At 40.4% G+C, this 14,952-nt stretch carries 18 protein-coding genes; 12 read left to right on the top strand and 6 right to left on the bottom strand.

Features of this window, described 5'->3' with window-relative positions; genetic code table 11:
• Positions 1–112: 112 nt before the first annotated feature.
• Complete coding sequence (locus KOL94_RS03230; RefSeq protein ID WP_221563988.1) at positions 113–1,588, bottom strand: aminotransferase class I/II-fold pyridoxal phosphate-dependent enzyme; 1,476 nt, start codon at positions 1,586–1,588, stop codon at positions 113–115.
• Positions 1,589–1,849: 261 nt separating this feature from the next.
• Here KOL94_RS03230 and KOL94_RS03235 point away from each other — a divergent pair, with 261 nt between their 5' ends.
• Entirely contained in the window at positions 1,850–2,806 is a 957-nt protein-coding gene (locus KOL94_RS03235; RefSeq protein WP_221563990.1) for an NAD(P)H-dependent flavin oxidoreductase, read from the top strand.
• Positions 2,807–3,166: 360 nt separating this feature from the next.
• On the opposite strand, the gene KOL94_RS03240 is transcribed toward KOL94_RS03235, so the two are convergent.
• Complete coding sequence (locus tag KOL94_RS03240) at positions 3,167–3,808, bottom strand: YktB family protein (protein ID WP_221563992.1); 642 nt, start codon at positions 3,806–3,808, stop codon at positions 3,167–3,169.
• A gap of 207 nt (positions 3,809–4,015) precedes the next feature.
• Here KOL94_RS03240 and KOL94_RS03245 point away from each other — a divergent pair, with 207 nt between their 5' ends.
• From KOL94_RS03245 to KOL94_RS03255, 3 genes are all read left to right on the top strand, one after another.
• Positions 4,016–4,204, top strand: a complete 189-nt coding sequence (locus KOL94_RS03245; RefSeq protein ID WP_221563994.1) for a hypothetical protein — start codon at positions 4,016–4,018, stop codon at positions 4,202–4,204.
• 125 nt (positions 4,205–4,329) lie between these two features.
• Positions 4,330–5,127, top strand: coding sequence for an inositol monophosphatase family protein (locus KOL94_RS03250; protein ID WP_483298057.1), 798 nt, complete (start codon positions 4,330–4,332; stop codon positions 5,125–5,127).
• A complete protein-coding gene (locus KOL94_RS03255; protein WP_221563999.1) occupies positions 5,105–5,596 on the top strand; it encodes a GNAT family N-acetyltransferase in 492 nt (163 codons plus the stop codon). The genes KOL94_RS03250 and KOL94_RS03255 overlap by 23 nt, the downstream gene beginning before the upstream one ends.
• A 406-nt stretch (positions 5,597–6,002) precedes the next feature.
• Here KOL94_RS03255 and KOL94_RS03260 read toward each other — a convergent pair whose 3' ends face one another.
• The gene (locus tag KOL94_RS03260; RefSeq protein ID WP_221564001.1) at positions 6,003–6,194 is read right to left on the bottom strand and encodes a DUF5325 family protein; all 192 of its coding nucleotides are present in this window, start codon (positions 6,192–6,194) and stop codon (positions 6,003–6,005) included.
• Positions 6,195–6,385: 191 nt separating this feature from the next.
• Between KOL94_RS03260 and typA the strand changes: the two genes are divergently transcribed.
• From typA to KOL94_RS03275, 3 genes are all read left to right on the top strand, one after another.
• A complete protein-coding gene (gene typA, locus KOL94_RS03265; protein WP_221564003.1) occupies positions 6,386–8,227 on the top strand; it encodes a translational GTPase TypA in 1,842 nt (613 codons plus the stop codon).
• A 21-nt stretch (positions 8,228–8,248) separates the two neighbouring features.
• Positions 8,249–8,566 carry a YlaH-like family protein gene (locus tag KOL94_RS03270; protein WP_260412187.1) on the top strand — a complete coding sequence of 106 codons (318 nt, stop codon included), beginning with the start codon at positions 8,249–8,251 and terminating at the stop codon, positions 8,564–8,566.
• A gap of 75 nt (positions 8,567–8,641) precedes the next feature.
• On the top strand, positions 8,642–8,911 hold the full coding sequence (locus KOL94_RS03275) for a hypothetical protein (protein WP_221564005.1): 270 nt from the start codon (positions 8,642–8,644) through the stop codon (positions 8,909–8,911).
• Positions 8,912–8,951: 40 nt separating this feature from the next.
• Here the strand turns inward: KOL94_RS03275 and KOL94_RS03280 are convergent, their stop codons facing one another.
• Entirely contained in the window at positions 8,952–9,152 is a 201-nt protein-coding gene (locus KOL94_RS03280) for a YlaI family protein (RefSeq protein WP_221564007.1), read from the bottom strand.
• A gap of 194 nt (positions 9,153–9,346) precedes the next feature.
• Between KOL94_RS03280 and KOL94_RS03285 the strand changes: the two genes are divergently transcribed.
• Positions 9,347–9,802 carry a pyridoxamine 5'-phosphate oxidase family protein gene (locus KOL94_RS03285; RefSeq protein ID WP_221564008.1) on the top strand — a complete coding sequence of 152 codons (456 nt, stop codon included), beginning with the start codon at positions 9,347–9,349 and terminating at the stop codon, positions 9,800–9,802.
• A 140-nt stretch (positions 9,803–9,942) separates the two neighbouring features.
• Here KOL94_RS03285 and KOL94_RS03290 read toward each other — a convergent pair whose 3' ends face one another.
• Both KOL94_RS03290 and KOL94_RS03295 read right to left on the bottom strand, forming a co-directional pair.
• On the bottom strand, positions 9,943–10,566 hold the full coding sequence (locus KOL94_RS03290) for a YhcN/YlaJ family sporulation lipoprotein (protein WP_221564010.1): 624 nt from the start codon (positions 10,564–10,566) through the stop codon (positions 9,943–9,945).
• 400 nt (positions 10,567–10,966) lie between these two features.
• The gene (locus KOL94_RS03295; protein WP_221564012.1) at positions 10,967–11,458 is read right to left on the bottom strand and encodes a peptidyl-prolyl cis-trans isomerase; all 492 of its coding nucleotides are present in this window, start codon (positions 11,456–11,458) and stop codon (positions 10,967–10,969) included.
• 142 nt (positions 11,459–11,600) lie between these two features.
• Between KOL94_RS03295 and glsA the strand changes: the two genes are divergently transcribed.
• The 4 genes from glsA to ftsW all read left to right on the top strand — a co-directional run bounded on the left by glsA (position 11,601) and on the right by ftsW (position 14,935).
• On the top strand, positions 11,601–12,530 hold the full coding sequence (gene glsA, locus KOL94_RS03300; protein WP_221564014.1) for a glutaminase A: 930 nt from the start codon (positions 11,601–11,603) through the stop codon (positions 12,528–12,530).
• Positions 12,531–12,619: 89 nt separating this feature from the next.
• Positions 12,620–12,898 (top strand): Fpa/YlaN family protein, encoded by a 279-nt coding sequence (locus tag KOL94_RS03305; protein WP_221564016.1) that lies wholly within the window; start codon positions 12,620–12,622, stop codon positions 12,896–12,898.
• Positions 12,899–13,183: 285 nt separating this feature from the next.
• Complete coding sequence (locus tag KOL94_RS03310) at positions 13,184–13,660, top strand: site-2 protease family protein (RefSeq protein WP_221564018.1); 477 nt, start codon at positions 13,184–13,186, stop codon at positions 13,658–13,660.
• A gap of 96 nt (positions 13,661–13,756) precedes the next feature.
• Positions 13,757–14,935 carry a putative lipid II flippase FtsW gene (gene ftsW / locus KOL94_RS03315; RefSeq protein WP_260412188.1) on the top strand — a complete coding sequence of 393 codons (1,179 nt, stop codon included), beginning with the start codon at positions 13,757–13,759 and terminating at the stop codon, positions 14,933–14,935.
• Positions 14,936–14,952: the final 17 nt, after the last annotated feature.

Genomic DNA, 14,952 nt, shown 5'->3' on the forward strand with positions numbered 1-14,952 from the left:
CACTTCTCTGTATTAATCCACTTCCGCTTGCCTCATCACGAGTCCCTCACTATGGGGTCTCGCAGGAGTGTCCCAAATTCCGCTTAAAATCAACTAGCCTTACCACGTTATCTTATTTGATCGGTTTATGTTCTTTGATTACACGAATTGTTTTCAATGTATCGTCCTCAGGTCCCTGCACAGGTAATCCAGCCTCGATGTTCTCGAAGATATAGTCGATATTTTCCTGAGTGATGATTTCCCCTGGGATGAAGATCGGAATACCAGGAGGATAAATCATTACAAATTCAGCAATGATCCTTCCTGTTGATTCTTCAAAAGGAACACTTTCTGTATCTGCATAAAAAGCATCACGTGGTGATAAGGATAATACAGGTATACCAGGGACACTTACCGGCACCGCTTTTGTAACAGCTCTATCGGAAGTTGTGTGCATGCTTGCTAATTCTGTCAAGGCGCTTATGAGCTTTTGTACTTCTATTTCACGATCACCAGCAGTGATGATACAGAGGATGTTGTACAAGTCAGAAAGCTCAACCTCGATATTGTGCTGTTCTCGAAGCCAGACCTCTACATCGTAACCGGAAATATTCAGCTCTTTTACAGATATGATTAGTTTTGTCGGATCATAATCATACGTTGCAGGAGTGCCTAAAATCTCTTTTCCAACACAATATAAGTTCGGAATCTCATTGATTTGTTTACGAGCTGACTCCGCTAAATGGATTGAATGTTCAGCTAACTTGAACCCCTGAGTTGCCAACCTTTTACGTGCTACATCCAGTGAGGCAAGCAAGATATATGAAGTCGAAGTCGTCGTCATCATACTGAGAATCGCTTGGACTCGTTCTGGAGAAACCAGGTTTCCTCTTACATTCAATATCGAGCTTTGGGTCATGGATCCGCCTAATTTGTGGACACTCGTCGCAGCCATATCCGCACCTGCCTGCATTGCAGACAATGGCAATTTGTCATGAAAGTGGATGTGCACACCATGCGCTTCATCAACCAGCACAGGAATATCATAAGAATGAGCCAACTCGACGATTTCCTTTAAATCAGCACTGATTCCGAAGTAGGTAGGGTTGATGACGAACAATCCCTTTGCATCAGGATTTTGGGCAAGTGCCTTTTGGACTGATTCAGTTGTAATTCCATGTGATATCCCTAAGTTCGGATCAATATCAGGATGGATGAAGACTGGGACCGCCCCGGAAAAAATGATCGCTGACATGACTGATTTATGCACATTCCTCGGGACAAGAATTTTATCTCCTGGATGACATACAGCGAGAATCATCGTCATGATGGCGCCGCTTGTTCCTTGTACTGAAAAGAATGTATGATCAGCACCAAATGCTTCGGCAGCAAGCTGTTGTGCTTCTTTAATCATGCCATGGGGATGATGGAGGTCATCCAATGGACCGATATTGATCAAATCGATTGATAATGCGTTTTCACCTATGAAATCCCGGAATTCAGGATCCATACCGCGACCTTTTTTATGTCCGGGTATATGGAATTGAATCGGATTACGCTTGGCGTGATTCACTAATCCGGTAAAAAGGGGTGTTTTATATTGTGACAATCATTACACCTCATTCAATTTATTTGTTTAACCTTAATGTTGATTAAAAGCGAAATTCGCGGCATTCCGAAGGTAACAGAGTGCCTGGCAAGGAGGATCGCCCGCGGAAAACGAGTGAATTTCACAGGAATCAACACTGAGCTTCTATTTTAAATGCAAGCCGTTTGTTATGCTAAACTAATATAAAACAAGGAAAAGTATATCAAATCCACAGACGCTTGCAAGCTATTTTTCTGATATTCAATCCGTTGGGGTGATTTTGTGAATTGGGAAACTCGTGTAACCGAATTATTAGGAATCAAGTATCCGATCATTCAAGGAGGTCTCGCTTATCTTGCGTATTCTGAGTTAGCTGCATCCGTCTCAAATGCAGGTGGACTAGGTCAAATAACTGCAATGTCTCTATCAACACCCGATCAATTGAGAACTGAAATCCGGAAAGTGAAAGAAAAGACAACACGTCCATTTGGGGTAAATTATGCCATCGGGCAACATGGTCGGCCATTTGAAAATATGCTCCAAGTTTCGATTGATGAGAAGGTACCCGTCATTTCGATGACAGGTGGTAATCCAAGTCCAGTCTTCAAGCAATTGGAAGGCGTTGATGTGAAAAAACTTGTCCTGGTAGCTGCGAAAAGGCAGGCGGTCAAAGCCGAGCAGCTAGGTGCAGATGCAGTGATGGTAGTTGGTCAAGAAGGGGGCGGTCATATCGGCAAAGATGATATCAGTACGATGGTGCTGACACCTCAAGTAGTTGACGAAGTATCCATACCCGTAATTGCTTCAGGTGGAATCGGTGATGGCAGGGGACTGATGGCAGCATTGTCCTTAGGGGCGGAAGGTATTGAGATGGGTACACGATTCATTGCAACAAAAGAATGTACGCATGCCCATCAAAACTATAAAGAAGCATTACTCTCCGGAACGGAAACCGGCACGTCGATTATTAAAAAGTCGTTGGGAGCCCCAGGAAGGGTAATTCGTAATAGATGGACCGATCAAATCTTATCGATTGAAAAAGTGGAACCGGCTTATGAAGCGCTCAGTACTTATATTTCAGGTAAAGCAAATCAAGCATTTGCAAATCAAGGATTGTTGGACCAAGGTTTTGGGTGGGCAGGTCAGGTTATGGGAAGGATTAAGGATATCCCATCAGTGGAAGAACTTTTCACAAGAATGATAACCGAAGCAGAAGAAATACGTAAGAAATGGTCATGAAGGAAAGGCTTTTTTCGCATAGGTTGTTGAGTTTGGAAATATACTCGCTTTCCGCGGGCAATCTACAAGCCTCCTCAGCTCGTTCCTCACTTGCGGGATCTCTCTTAGCTTGCTATCCCGCAGGAGTCTCGCATATTTCCACTGTCATATGCATTCTGCAACTTCTTTAACAACTCCCATTAGCAACAAATTTTTAGCCATTAAAAAAGAGCTGGACCCTCAATCGGGCAGCTCTTTTCTATCTTTATACTATCGAAAATATAGATACTTAACCCATATACATTAAAAAAATGAAAATGTAATGATAAATACCTATACGTTCAATTTAGAACTGTAATATAATACATTAACTTTAATGGATTAACTAGATGCATGAACCTTACTAGCATAATTATAAAGAGGGGTTAATGTATGGAATGTCTGATCCATTTTTGAAAGTAAGGCTTCCCCGTCTTGTAGAATTTGGTCATGATTCGGGATGTGAATCCCACAAAGTAATTCTGCTTTTTTGATATCTTTCAAACGGGTAGTCATTTTAGAAAATGTTTCTTCATCAACCTCTGAATTAGGGATGGCGTCCGGCTTCGTATGATCAACTGACCAAACGAAATCATCTGGAATCTGTTTCAGGACCTCCTCCTGATGTTCACTAAGTATTTTTGCAAAATCCTTCTTTATTGGAGATTCATAAATTACTGCAAACCATACGAAGAGATGACTATCAAACAAACCGATTTGAAAGTGTGGAAGTTTTTTGTACCCACGTTTACTGTTTGCAAATGCTACCCAAGTATCATCTGGGGGATTCACAGTTCTCCTTGCATGTTTAGCCGTATGATAAAACATCTCATCACCCGTAGCTGCAGATAGTGTCGGGGCAAAATGTTCACCTAATGTTTCAAGCTTTGGCCGAATTTGGTTTTGGATAGCTTCCATTCTTGCATCAAGCCCTTGAATGTTGAATACATTGAAATCCTGTTCTGTAAAACCATTGAAATTCATGCGATTCACCTCGTTGTGTATATAAAAAGAGTGTAGCATACGAATATTGTGTATCAAAATGTTAAGCAGAATCAGGTAAATATAAACATTAAAAAAGTGGGAAGCTAAAAAAGAACATCGGAATTGCACGCCAATATTTCAGAATAGTATGATAAAAACAAGCTTTGAAGTGTAAACAAAGTTAAAAGAAAAGGAGTGTGAGTTACCATGAAACAAGTGATTCAAACGCTGAAATTAACGGAAGCTGAGCGTCGAATCCCAGTTCTTCGACTCGAAATCGATTATGAATTGGCAACTCTACACGAGGCACTCGTAGCGAAAAATACTGAACAAATCAAACGATCAAAGAAAAAATTAGAACGATTGAGACAAGAAATGTTACAATTAGAGGCATAATAATTGTAAATAGATAGAACGAACCTTTTACTTGCAGGGTTCGTTTTTTATGGACACTTAGAGACTATCCATTTATGCTATCATTACAAAATACATACTGGACCGCACTTAAAAGGAGTGAGGATGTGGCTATCAATTGGGATGATATACGGGATCAAGCCGTGTCATGGGCAAATGAAGCTGGAGATGTGATCCGCAAATCCTTCGAAAAGGAATTGACTGTGGAAACGAAGTCGAATGCGGATGACCTGGTAACAAACATGGATCGAGAAGTAGAACAATATTTGATTGATAAAGTTAGTGAAGCATACCCGCACCATAAAATACTAGGAGAAGAAGGTGTGGGTGAGGAAGTCTCATCTTTGGATGGGACTGTCTGGATCATAGATCCGATTGATGGAACGATGAATTTTGTCCATCAGCAAACAAATTTTGCTATTTCTATTGGTGTATATCACGAGGGTGTCGGAATGGTGGGCGTCATATATAATGTCATTTATGATGAAATGTTCCATGTTGTGAAGGATAATGGCGCTTATCTGAATAATGTAAAACTCCCTGATCTTGAAGAAGTTCCTATTGAAAAATCGATCATTGCCATCAATGCAACTTGGATTACGAATAACAAGCGAATTGATCCGGCACGATTAATACCAGTAGTTGATCGCTGCAGAGGGACACGATCGTACGGATCAGCAGCCATCGAGCTTGCATTCGTAGCCGCTGGACGATTGGATGCTTATATTACGATGCGCTTATCACCATGGGATTTCGCTGCTGGAAAGATTTTAATAGAAGAAGTGGGAGGGCGTGTCACGAATTTGTATGGCGAGCCTTTAAACATACTGGACAAGAATTCGATATTTGCAGGTAAATCAGATCTTCATCAACAGATTTTGGATGAATACCTTACAAATGAATGAACGGAAAATGACAGAAGATGATTCAGAAGTTCTCTTGGAATGGCTTAAACAATCCCCGCAATGGCTAGCCGAAGAGGGATTGATAAAGGAAGAAATGGACCTTCAGAGGACAAAGGTATGGATGTCCCTTTACGACAAGTATGATGGTGTCTGGTTGATGTGGGAGGAAAATCATACTCTCAAGGGGCTCAGCTTTCATATCTTAAACGCTCCCTCAAATAATCAAATTTGGATCGGCATGATCATGGTGAATCCCAAATATAGACGAAGAGGGTATGGATGTTCGATATTGCATCACTTATGCAAGAAATTGGAACAGAAGGATCATAAAATCGTATTTACTGCATGTCCATTTCAACGAGTAGGGTGGCTTCGTTTTCTCGCTACGTGTGGTTTTGAACAAATTGGCACTGAGACTACCCCAACAGATAAAAGATATACCAAATTAGCCAAACCGTTAGGCGAATAAAAAACAGGGAATCCTCTGATCGGTCATAAGAATAAATTCGATCAAAGGTAATTCCCTGTTTTACTTTTTGGCTTTGTTATTCTACTTTATTGTGATTTTTGAGAGATTCACTCTCTTTCCACAAGCAAACGAAAAGCGGAAGCGAACCGATTAGTCACGTAGGACACTGGGAAACTGGACGAGGAGGCTCGAACCAAACAAAGACTTGGTCTGCGTGGGCTCACTCATAAGGATATCAAACAATGTGTCGACCGCCGCAGGAAGTTGAAGAGATCCATGTGACTGGTCGCTAGACATCACTTCCCTGCATTAATCCACTTCCGTAAGGCCTCCTAACTTGCACAGGATCTCAGTAACTTCCTGTACAACATTCCATTACCAATAAACTTTTGGAAAACAGCCGTTTTCAAAGGTTATTCCGGTTTTCATCTCTGAATTTTTTCTTCAGTTTAAATCCTATCCCCATAAGAATGAAAGTAGCAGCCAGTGCAATAACTGCAAGCAGGATGCTTTGTTCTCCAATAGCTACACCAATCAATGCGATATTAAAAGTCACTAAAATCGAAATTAGAATGAAAATGATGGATTGTTTATTCATGGTCAACCTCCTAGAACCTAGTGTATCGAAAAATGAGTGAAAGAAAAAGTTTATTATTTATGTTATAATAGGAAAGTTGAATTTAATTAGGTTGACACCATTAAGAGGATGTTCAAAAAGTCATCAACGATAATGTTTATATACAGTGTGATTCGCCACTTTTTGAACACACATATTAAGGAGAGATTGAAGTGAATCTTCGAGAAGAACTACGCAATATAGCGATTATTGCCCACGTAGACCACGGGAAAACAACATTGGTCGATCAAATGCTCCACCAATCAGGAACGTTCAGAGATAATGAACAAGTCAGTGAGCGTGCGATGGATTCCAATGATTTGGAAAAAGAACGTGGAATTACGATTTTGGCTAAAAATACAGCAATCAATTATAAGGAAAAGCGAATTAACATCATGGATACACCAGGACACGCAGATTTCGGCGGTGAAGTAGAACGTATCATGAAAATGGTAGATGGTGTTTTACTCCTTGTTGATGCGTATGAAGGATGTATGCCGCAGACACGATTCGTTTTGAAGAAGGCACTTGAGCAGAAATTGACACCGATCGTGGTCGTCAATAAGATCGACCGCCCATTTGCACGTCCCGTTGAAGTTGTAGATGAAGTCCTTGATTTATTCATCGAGTTAGGGGCTGACGATGATCAACTTGAATTCCCTGTTGTCTATGCTTCTGCTTTGAACGGTACAGCAAGCCTGGATCCTGAACAGCAAGATGAAGACATGACAGCAATTTTTGAGTCGATTTTGGAAAATATTCCTGCACCTGTGGATACAAGTGAGGAACCTTTGCAATTCCAGGTTTCGTTATTGGATTACAATGACTATTTAGGTCGTATTGGAATCGGCAGGGTGTTCAGAGGAACGATCAAAGTCGGACAAAGTGTCGCCTTGATGAAGTTGGATGGTTCTGTCAAAAAGTTTAGGGTGACAAAACTATTCGGTTTCTTAGGACTGAAACGAGTAGAGATCGATGAAGCGAAATCAGGAGACTTGGTTGCGGTATCTGGAATGGAAGAAATAAACGTCGGTGAAACGGTATGTCCAGAGAATGATCAGGATCCGCTTCCAATCCTTCGAATTGATGAACCAACAATCCAAATGACTTTCCTTGTAAACAACAGCCCATTTGCTGGCCGGGAAGGAAAGTATTTGACAAGCCGTAAAATCGAAGAGAGACTGAATCAACAACTTGAGACAGATGTCAGCTTACGAGTTGAAAACACGGATTCTCCTGATGTATGGACTGTTTCAGGACGTGGAGAGCTTCATCTATCGATTTTGATCGAAAATATGAGAAGAGAAGGCTATGAACTACAGGTATCTAAACCTGTTGTTATCATCCGTGAAATCGATGGCCAAAAATGTGAGCCCGTCGAACGCGTACAAATCGATGTGCCTGAAGAGCATACTGGTGCGATCATGGAGTCGCTTGGTGAACGTAAAGGCGAAATGGTCAATATGGTCAATCATGGAAACGGTCAAGTAAGACTCGAATTCCTTGTACCTGCCCGTGGATTGATCGGTTACACGACAGAGTTTTTGACGTTGACCCGTGGATATGGGATCCTGAATCATTCCTTCGACAGCTATCAGCCCTATATCCAAGCAAAAATTGGCGGCCGTCGTGAAGGTGTTTTAGTTTCGATGGAATCCGGTAAAGCGTCTCAATATGGAATCATTAATGTTGAAGATCGTGGAACAATTTTTGTTGAACCTGGAACAGAAATTTATGAAGGTATGATCGTTGGAGAGCACAATCGGGAAAATGACATCACAGTCAACCTGACAAAAGTAAAACAGCTGACAAATATGCGTTCAGCAGGTAAAGACAATACAGTATCGATGAAGAAGGCTCGCGTGATGACACTTGAGGAAGCACTTGAATATTTGAATGATGATGAGTATTGTGAAGTCACACCAGAATCAATTCGTTTGCGTAAAAAAATACTGGATAAGAATGAACGCGAACGGTTAGAGAAGAAGAAAAAGCTGGCACAGCAAAATTCTTAATGAAAAAAGGAGACGGTACCATTGGAAGTAGATATCAACGAACGTCTTCAGTTCTTTGCTAAACTTTACAATGTCGATACGAATCCTGAAGTCGGTATGTGGTTTTTATATTTGACCGTACTACTATTATCGATCGTCGTTTTCAAACTTGGTTTTTCAAGGAAATTACCAGTGTTGAAAGCGGCAGTGGTTTATATATTCCTTGGACTCGGCTGTACGGTTCTGACTTTTTTTGCTGTATTCCTTCCTGTAACAGAAGGGTTAATGGTTGCGGCAGCGATTTTGATCATTTATAAAATTAGATTACACCAATCGAAGAAAGAAGAACAAAGCCAATAAATTATTAAAGGGGCTGACTTGATTTTAAGTCAGTCCCTTTTTAAACTTAAAGAAAGTTGTGATCGGAGGTATTTGATGAATTTACAAGATGCTTTGTATAATTGGCTAACAATCAAGAAGGTTTCTGATGAAAGAAAAGATGACCAAGCTGCAAAAGATACGTTGGATTTCTTTGAAGAAATCCTTAGGGATGATCATGCAGTTACCGCCATTCAAATTGAACAGGAACCTCCCTTTTATATCATCCACTATAAAATAGAGGGTAAAGACTATAAAAAGCAATTTCCAATCGAGTTGATCGATGCGTTATATGAATCGATTGAATCTGAACCTAAATATAATTAGGCTGTGGTCTTAGTTAGTATAAAAAACTATAATGAATTGATTACCACGTTTCTTCTTTAGAGGAGTGGCGGTAAGTTATAAAGTTTTCTGACGTCTTCCGATCTTCTGTCCGTTCTTTTATCCTTGAATGGCAAGACTCGCACATATATGTGTGTATCGGTCTGTTTCTTAGTTTCTTAGCTAAAGGGCTTTGATCTTCGAGTTTTTCGATTTTATCACATAAGACACATTTGACACGCATTTTGTCCACCTCTTTCTACAACAAGTATACCATGAATAGGTGGTAACGTATAAGCTACTCGGTGAAGGTATTGATGGTTATCTGTAGAAGGTATATATATCATTGATCGATCAACACTATGATAGATTGAAAATTATGCGTTCATGAGGAACAAGGAATCCGCCGTTTATCATGGTAGAAAAGGAGCTGGTAAGATGGCAACGAAAAGTTTATCATCATTGAACGAAACGCAATTTCGCTTACTACAAAAAGAGTGCTATGTAATAGTGAATACTGTAGATCCTGTTGAACATACTCCATATGTCAATGCTATCTCCTGGGTATATGCACCTGATGTTGAAACAATCGTTTTTGCAGTGGATTCCCGCTCTAAAGCGGTCGCTAACATCGAGTCGAATGAAAACATTTCTATTACGTTGATTGAAGACGAAACCACCTCCGTCATCAATGGAAAAGCTCAAATTGTACAGGAACGAATGGACTCCGTACCAATCAAACTGTCAATGATCAAAGTACAAATTTCAGAAATTAGAGATGCTATGTTTTATGGAGCAAAGATATCTCAGCCACCTCAATATGAAAAGACCTATGATGCCCAGGCTGCGGCACGACTTGATAAGCAAGTCATGAATGCGTTGAAAAAGAATTGAATTTAGTTCTGAATTGCAAACTTCTGAAGGAACAGTGAGTCACGTTGCAGGTTAACTATTATAAGTATTAAACGATAAAAAACGGCTATCCAAAAAGTGTTTGACACTTTAGGATAGCCGTTTAAGTTAATATATGGTATTTATCTTGTTTCTTTAATTTTATTTGGATCACTAGGTGTGCTTTTTCCTTGTTTTTGCTGTTGATTTTGGAGTTTCTTCTCTTCGTCCTTAGGAATACTCTTATCATTTTTACGTACAGGGTCTGGTTCTTTTTTGTTGATTTGACCCGGAATCTCAGGCATAAGCCGACCTGTGATGGCTGCTAATTCTTCAAGTATTCCGCCAATAGGTTGACCGGCACTTATTTGTCGTCCCATTTCTTGCAAACGAGCATATATGTCAGGATCAGCTGTAATGACAGCATTTGCCCCATAAGGATCATGTTGGAGAGCTTCAGCTACACTATACTTGATCGACCCTACTCTGGACCGGTCGATGTGATCAGCAACATCGATTCCAACGACAGCATACTTTCCGAGAACGACCGCAGTCGCATCCTTGACATCAGGTTCCCTTGTCGCAATATCTACAAGTCGTTTTGAAATTTGTCTAGAGCTCTTACGCTCATCTTTGTTATATTCGACACTTTGCTTTACTTCAACTCGTTTTTCATTATTACCTAAGCTTTCGTCATTTTTATTATTTTGACATGAGATCAACAATACCACACATAGCGTAACCAAGAAATAAGGAAGTTTCCGCAACGTTGTTCATCCTTTCATATAACTCAAGTTACGGTTATTCTTCGTATATTCTTCTATCTTTATTCAAATGGACATAGGTTATTGTGAGAGCTCATGTCTTCAATAAAAAAGGGTTGACCCTAACATATGATCACTTGAAATTCACTCCCTTTCCGCGGGCAAACGAAAAGCGGAAGCGACCCGATTATTCACGCAGGTCACTGGAAAACGGACGAGGAGGCTGTCGCCGCCGCAGGAAGTTTGAAGTGATCCAAGTGACTGGTCACTGATCTAGACATCACTTCCCTGCATTTACCCACTTCCGCGAGGCCAGTCTGTTTCCTCATAAACTGTTGTTTTTATGTTTGTAATACTCTCACTTTCCGAAAGCTTTCAGCACCTTCCTGTACAACAAAAAACCTTATTTTACAATGATTCGGTTGATGTCACGGATAGGATCGTTTTGGTTCGAGCCATCTCCATAATAAAAATGCACCGGTCCATCTGTTAGAGGTTTTCCGTTGAGTGAAAAACCGAGGATTCCGCCTTTAGCTTCTTCTATCGAGAGGGGTATAACCTTATCTGTGGATGTATGCAATTCAATGGCTTTAGCATTGGTCGGTTTCGCATTTTCGAGGAAGGGATTTAACGGAATACCATAGGATTTCGTAAATAACTCATCCTTATTATAACGAATCTTATTTTCGTTTGTTTGAGTAGGTACTTTGGCTCCTTCGGTCCGTTCTCTGTCCCAATGCTGTGACACGTCCTTTGTATATGAATCTTCATGCTCAATTTTTTCTTCGTTGAAATATGTACTCAAATCAACTTTTCTATCGTCAAAAATCCAGACACCTGGGTCAAGTGTGATCGGGTATGTGACCTTACCTTTAATCAAAACGATGGATTCCATCTTATTCACTCCTTAAAAAAATTCAGTATTAAGTATAACGTTCCCTCTTCATTTTGTCACATTAGGGTATAGTACTACTAATAGAAGAAGTGACTATAGTTACTATACGCAGCAGGTGACAATTTGGAGGTGTTCTTATTTCATGTATTGCGAAACAGATGAAGAATTGTTAGAACTAGTTGAGCGTGCAAGAAAATATACAGAACAAGGGAAAGTTGCAAGTTATATTCCTGCACTGGAAAGAGCGGATCAATGTGATTTATCGCTGGCTCTTTACTATACGAATGAAAAATGTGTAAAGGCAGGCGATGTTGAAAAGAAGTTCACTCTTCAAAGTGTGTCGAAGGTATTGTCCCTGGCCTTGGCCATCATGGACCGTGGAGAAGATGAAGTCTTCCAAAAAGTAGGAATGGAACCCACTGGAGATCCATTCAACTCAATTGCGAAGTTGGAAACACAAGTGCCAGCAAAGCCTTTGAATCCAATGATCAATGCTGGAGCATTAGTGGTGACAAGCATGATTTACGGTAAATCAGTCCATGAAAAGCTTGGGCGGTTATTAGCTCTCGTACATGATATGACCAATAATTCAAGTATCGATATCGACGAAGAGGTTGCCCAATCGGAATTTGATACAGCTAACCTTAACCGTTCATTGTGTTACTTCATGAAACAGCATGGCATCGTCCAGGGCGATGTAGACGAATTGATCGAGTTATACACGAAGCAGTGTGCGATACAAGTGACTTGTGTGGATTTGGCCCGGATCGGGATGATCCTAGCGAACAAAGGGCAAGATCCTGAGACTAACCGCAGGATCTTGCCTGAGCGGATTGCAACCATTGTAAAGACATTCATGGTGACATGTGGAATGTATAATGCATCCGGGGAATTTGCGATTCAGGTGGGAATCCCATCAAAAAGCGGCGTTTCTGGAGCAATTCTTGGTCTTGTTCCACCATCAATAGGAATCGGTGTATACGGCCCTTCTCTGAATGATAAAGGGAACAGTATTGGTGGGGTGAAATTGCTTGAAATGCTATCCCAACGTTATGATTTAAGCATATTTTAAGGAGATGCTGTTTGATTTGTGTTGCAATTTAGGCTTTTAAACGATAGTATAGGTAATAGAGAGAGGCACTTGGAACGGAGGGATTCGATTTGTCGACTGAGTTGGTTACCAGTCATCGTGAAAAAGCATTTGCATTACTTCAAGCGGATGCTGAAAAGATACTTAGATTGATTGAAGTTCAGATGGAAAACTTGACGATGCCGCAATGCCCTCTCTATGAGGAAGTCCTTGACACTCAAATGTTCGGGCTTTCCAGAGAGATAGATTTTGCAGTCCGATTGGATTTGATTGAAGCTGAACAAGGAAAGGCGTTACTAGAATCGCTTGAACGTCAACTGACAGCTTTACACGATGCTTGGTCTAAATGATGGCATGGTCAAAGTTCATGTATATAAATAAAGCTCAAACTATCATATGATGGTTTGAGTTTTTTACTTTCGATTCAGGACAACTTGATTTATGGGTTTTTTTAAAGTCTGTTTTTTACAAGTTTGTTACTATTGAAAAAACGATTTCGATTGATGGAAATCGGTAAGTGGTTAAAATATACGAGACTTTTTGCGGGAAACGTTAAAATTGATCAAAAGTTCACACGAACGTAAGGTGTGTGCTTAATACATATGATACGATAAATCGAGAGGGAGGAGACGGGTATGTATATCGTTTTGCTTATTGTCTTTGTTTTATTTCCGTTAGCTACGTTTTTACATGAAATCGGCCATTATCTTACTGCTCGTCTGACCGGACTCAAATATTCACGGATGCAGATCGGTATAGGTCCCACGGTTTTACATATCAATAATCAGTTCCTTCATATCGAATACCGCTTGTTCTATTTTATTGGTGCCCATACATTATCGGGTGATATCGGTGAAACAAGCTCATTCAATCGTTTTCTCATCACAATAAATGGACCTTTGATCAATGCAGTAACAGCTTTCTTTATTCTCGGTTTCTATCCTATGGATTTTTCATCAATTTTAGATAAAGCAATCTCAATTTTTGCTTTCATCAACATCTGGATCGCTCTCGGGAATCTTCTCCCTTATAAAATCAAAGGTCGGAAATCTGACGGCTACATCCTATTGGAAAGTTTATGGAGTATTATTACAAAGCCTAGACAAATCTAGGAATTCTTCCTTTCTAGGAAGGAAAAATGTCCTTTTACTCGAATAGTTTTGGATATAACAAATCATTTGTGAGGGTTGCCCATCATGTTCAAAAAAATGTTTAAAAATTATGATTATACGATGATTGTGGTCGTATTGGCTCTATGTACAATTGGTCTCGTGATGGTGTACAGTGCCAGCATGATTGTTGCGGTTACACAGTATGGATACCAAAGTGACCATTTTTTCAAGAAGCATTTCATCTGGGTCTTACTTGGTATAATCGCATTTTTCATATTCATGATTTTACCCTATAAGATGTACCAGAAGTTGATCGTACCAATAACCCTTGCGATGCTCGGTTCTTTAATTCTGGTGAAATTCATCGGCTCCGAAGTGAATGGAGCAAAAGCGTGGTTCTCAGTCGGTGGATTCAGCATCCAACCAGCTGAATATGCTAAAATCGGAATCATCATTTACTTGGCATCCGTCTTTTCAAAGAAACAAGATTACATATCGGATTTCAAGACTGGTGTTGTTCCACCGTTAATCGTTTTATCTCTCGTCTGCTCGCTCGTCTTCATCCAACCGGATCTTGGTGGTATGTTGGTCATTGCGATGTCTGCTGCAGTGATCCTTTTATGTTCAGGGATGAAATGGACCCATTTATCGATGATGGCTGGCAGCTTGGGACTACTAGGATTCATTGGTTATAAATTTTTACTGACCCAAGAGCAATTATCACGATTTGCTGCTGCTTACCGGCCTTTTGATGATCCATCAGGTGATGGCATGCAGTTGATCAATGGATATCTGGCATTAGGAACAGGTGGCTTGTTTGGAAGAGGATTGGGACAGAGCATTCAGAAATATGGCTTCCTCCCCCATCCGCATACTGACTTCATCATTGCCATCATTGCAGAAGAATTAGGTTTTATCGGGGTATTGGCCATCATCCTGATGATCATGTTCCTCGTTTTGAAAGGTATATATGTTGGATTACATTGTAAAGATGCATTCGGCAGCCTGTTGGCGATTGGAATATCCGGCATGATCGGAATCCAGACGATCGTCAATCTTGGTGCAGCCTCAGGGACACTTCCGCTTACAGGTGTAACATTACCATTTATCAGTTATGGAGGTTCCTCACTTATTTTACTTATGATTAGTATGGGAATACTTGTGAACATATCGATGTTTGTAAAATATCGTAAACAGCAAAATCCTCCTGCTGATCAATCTCACCCTATGCCACAACAACGTACCAAGTTGAAAGTCGTTTCACAGCAACGTTAACCACAAACTAGGGAGGA

It is taken from the genome of Alkalihalobacillus sp. TS-13 (genome assembly GCF_019720915.1).
In the GTDB taxonomy this organism is placed as follows: domain Bacteria; phylum Bacillota; class Bacilli; order Bacillales; family Fictibacillaceae; genus Pseudalkalibacillus.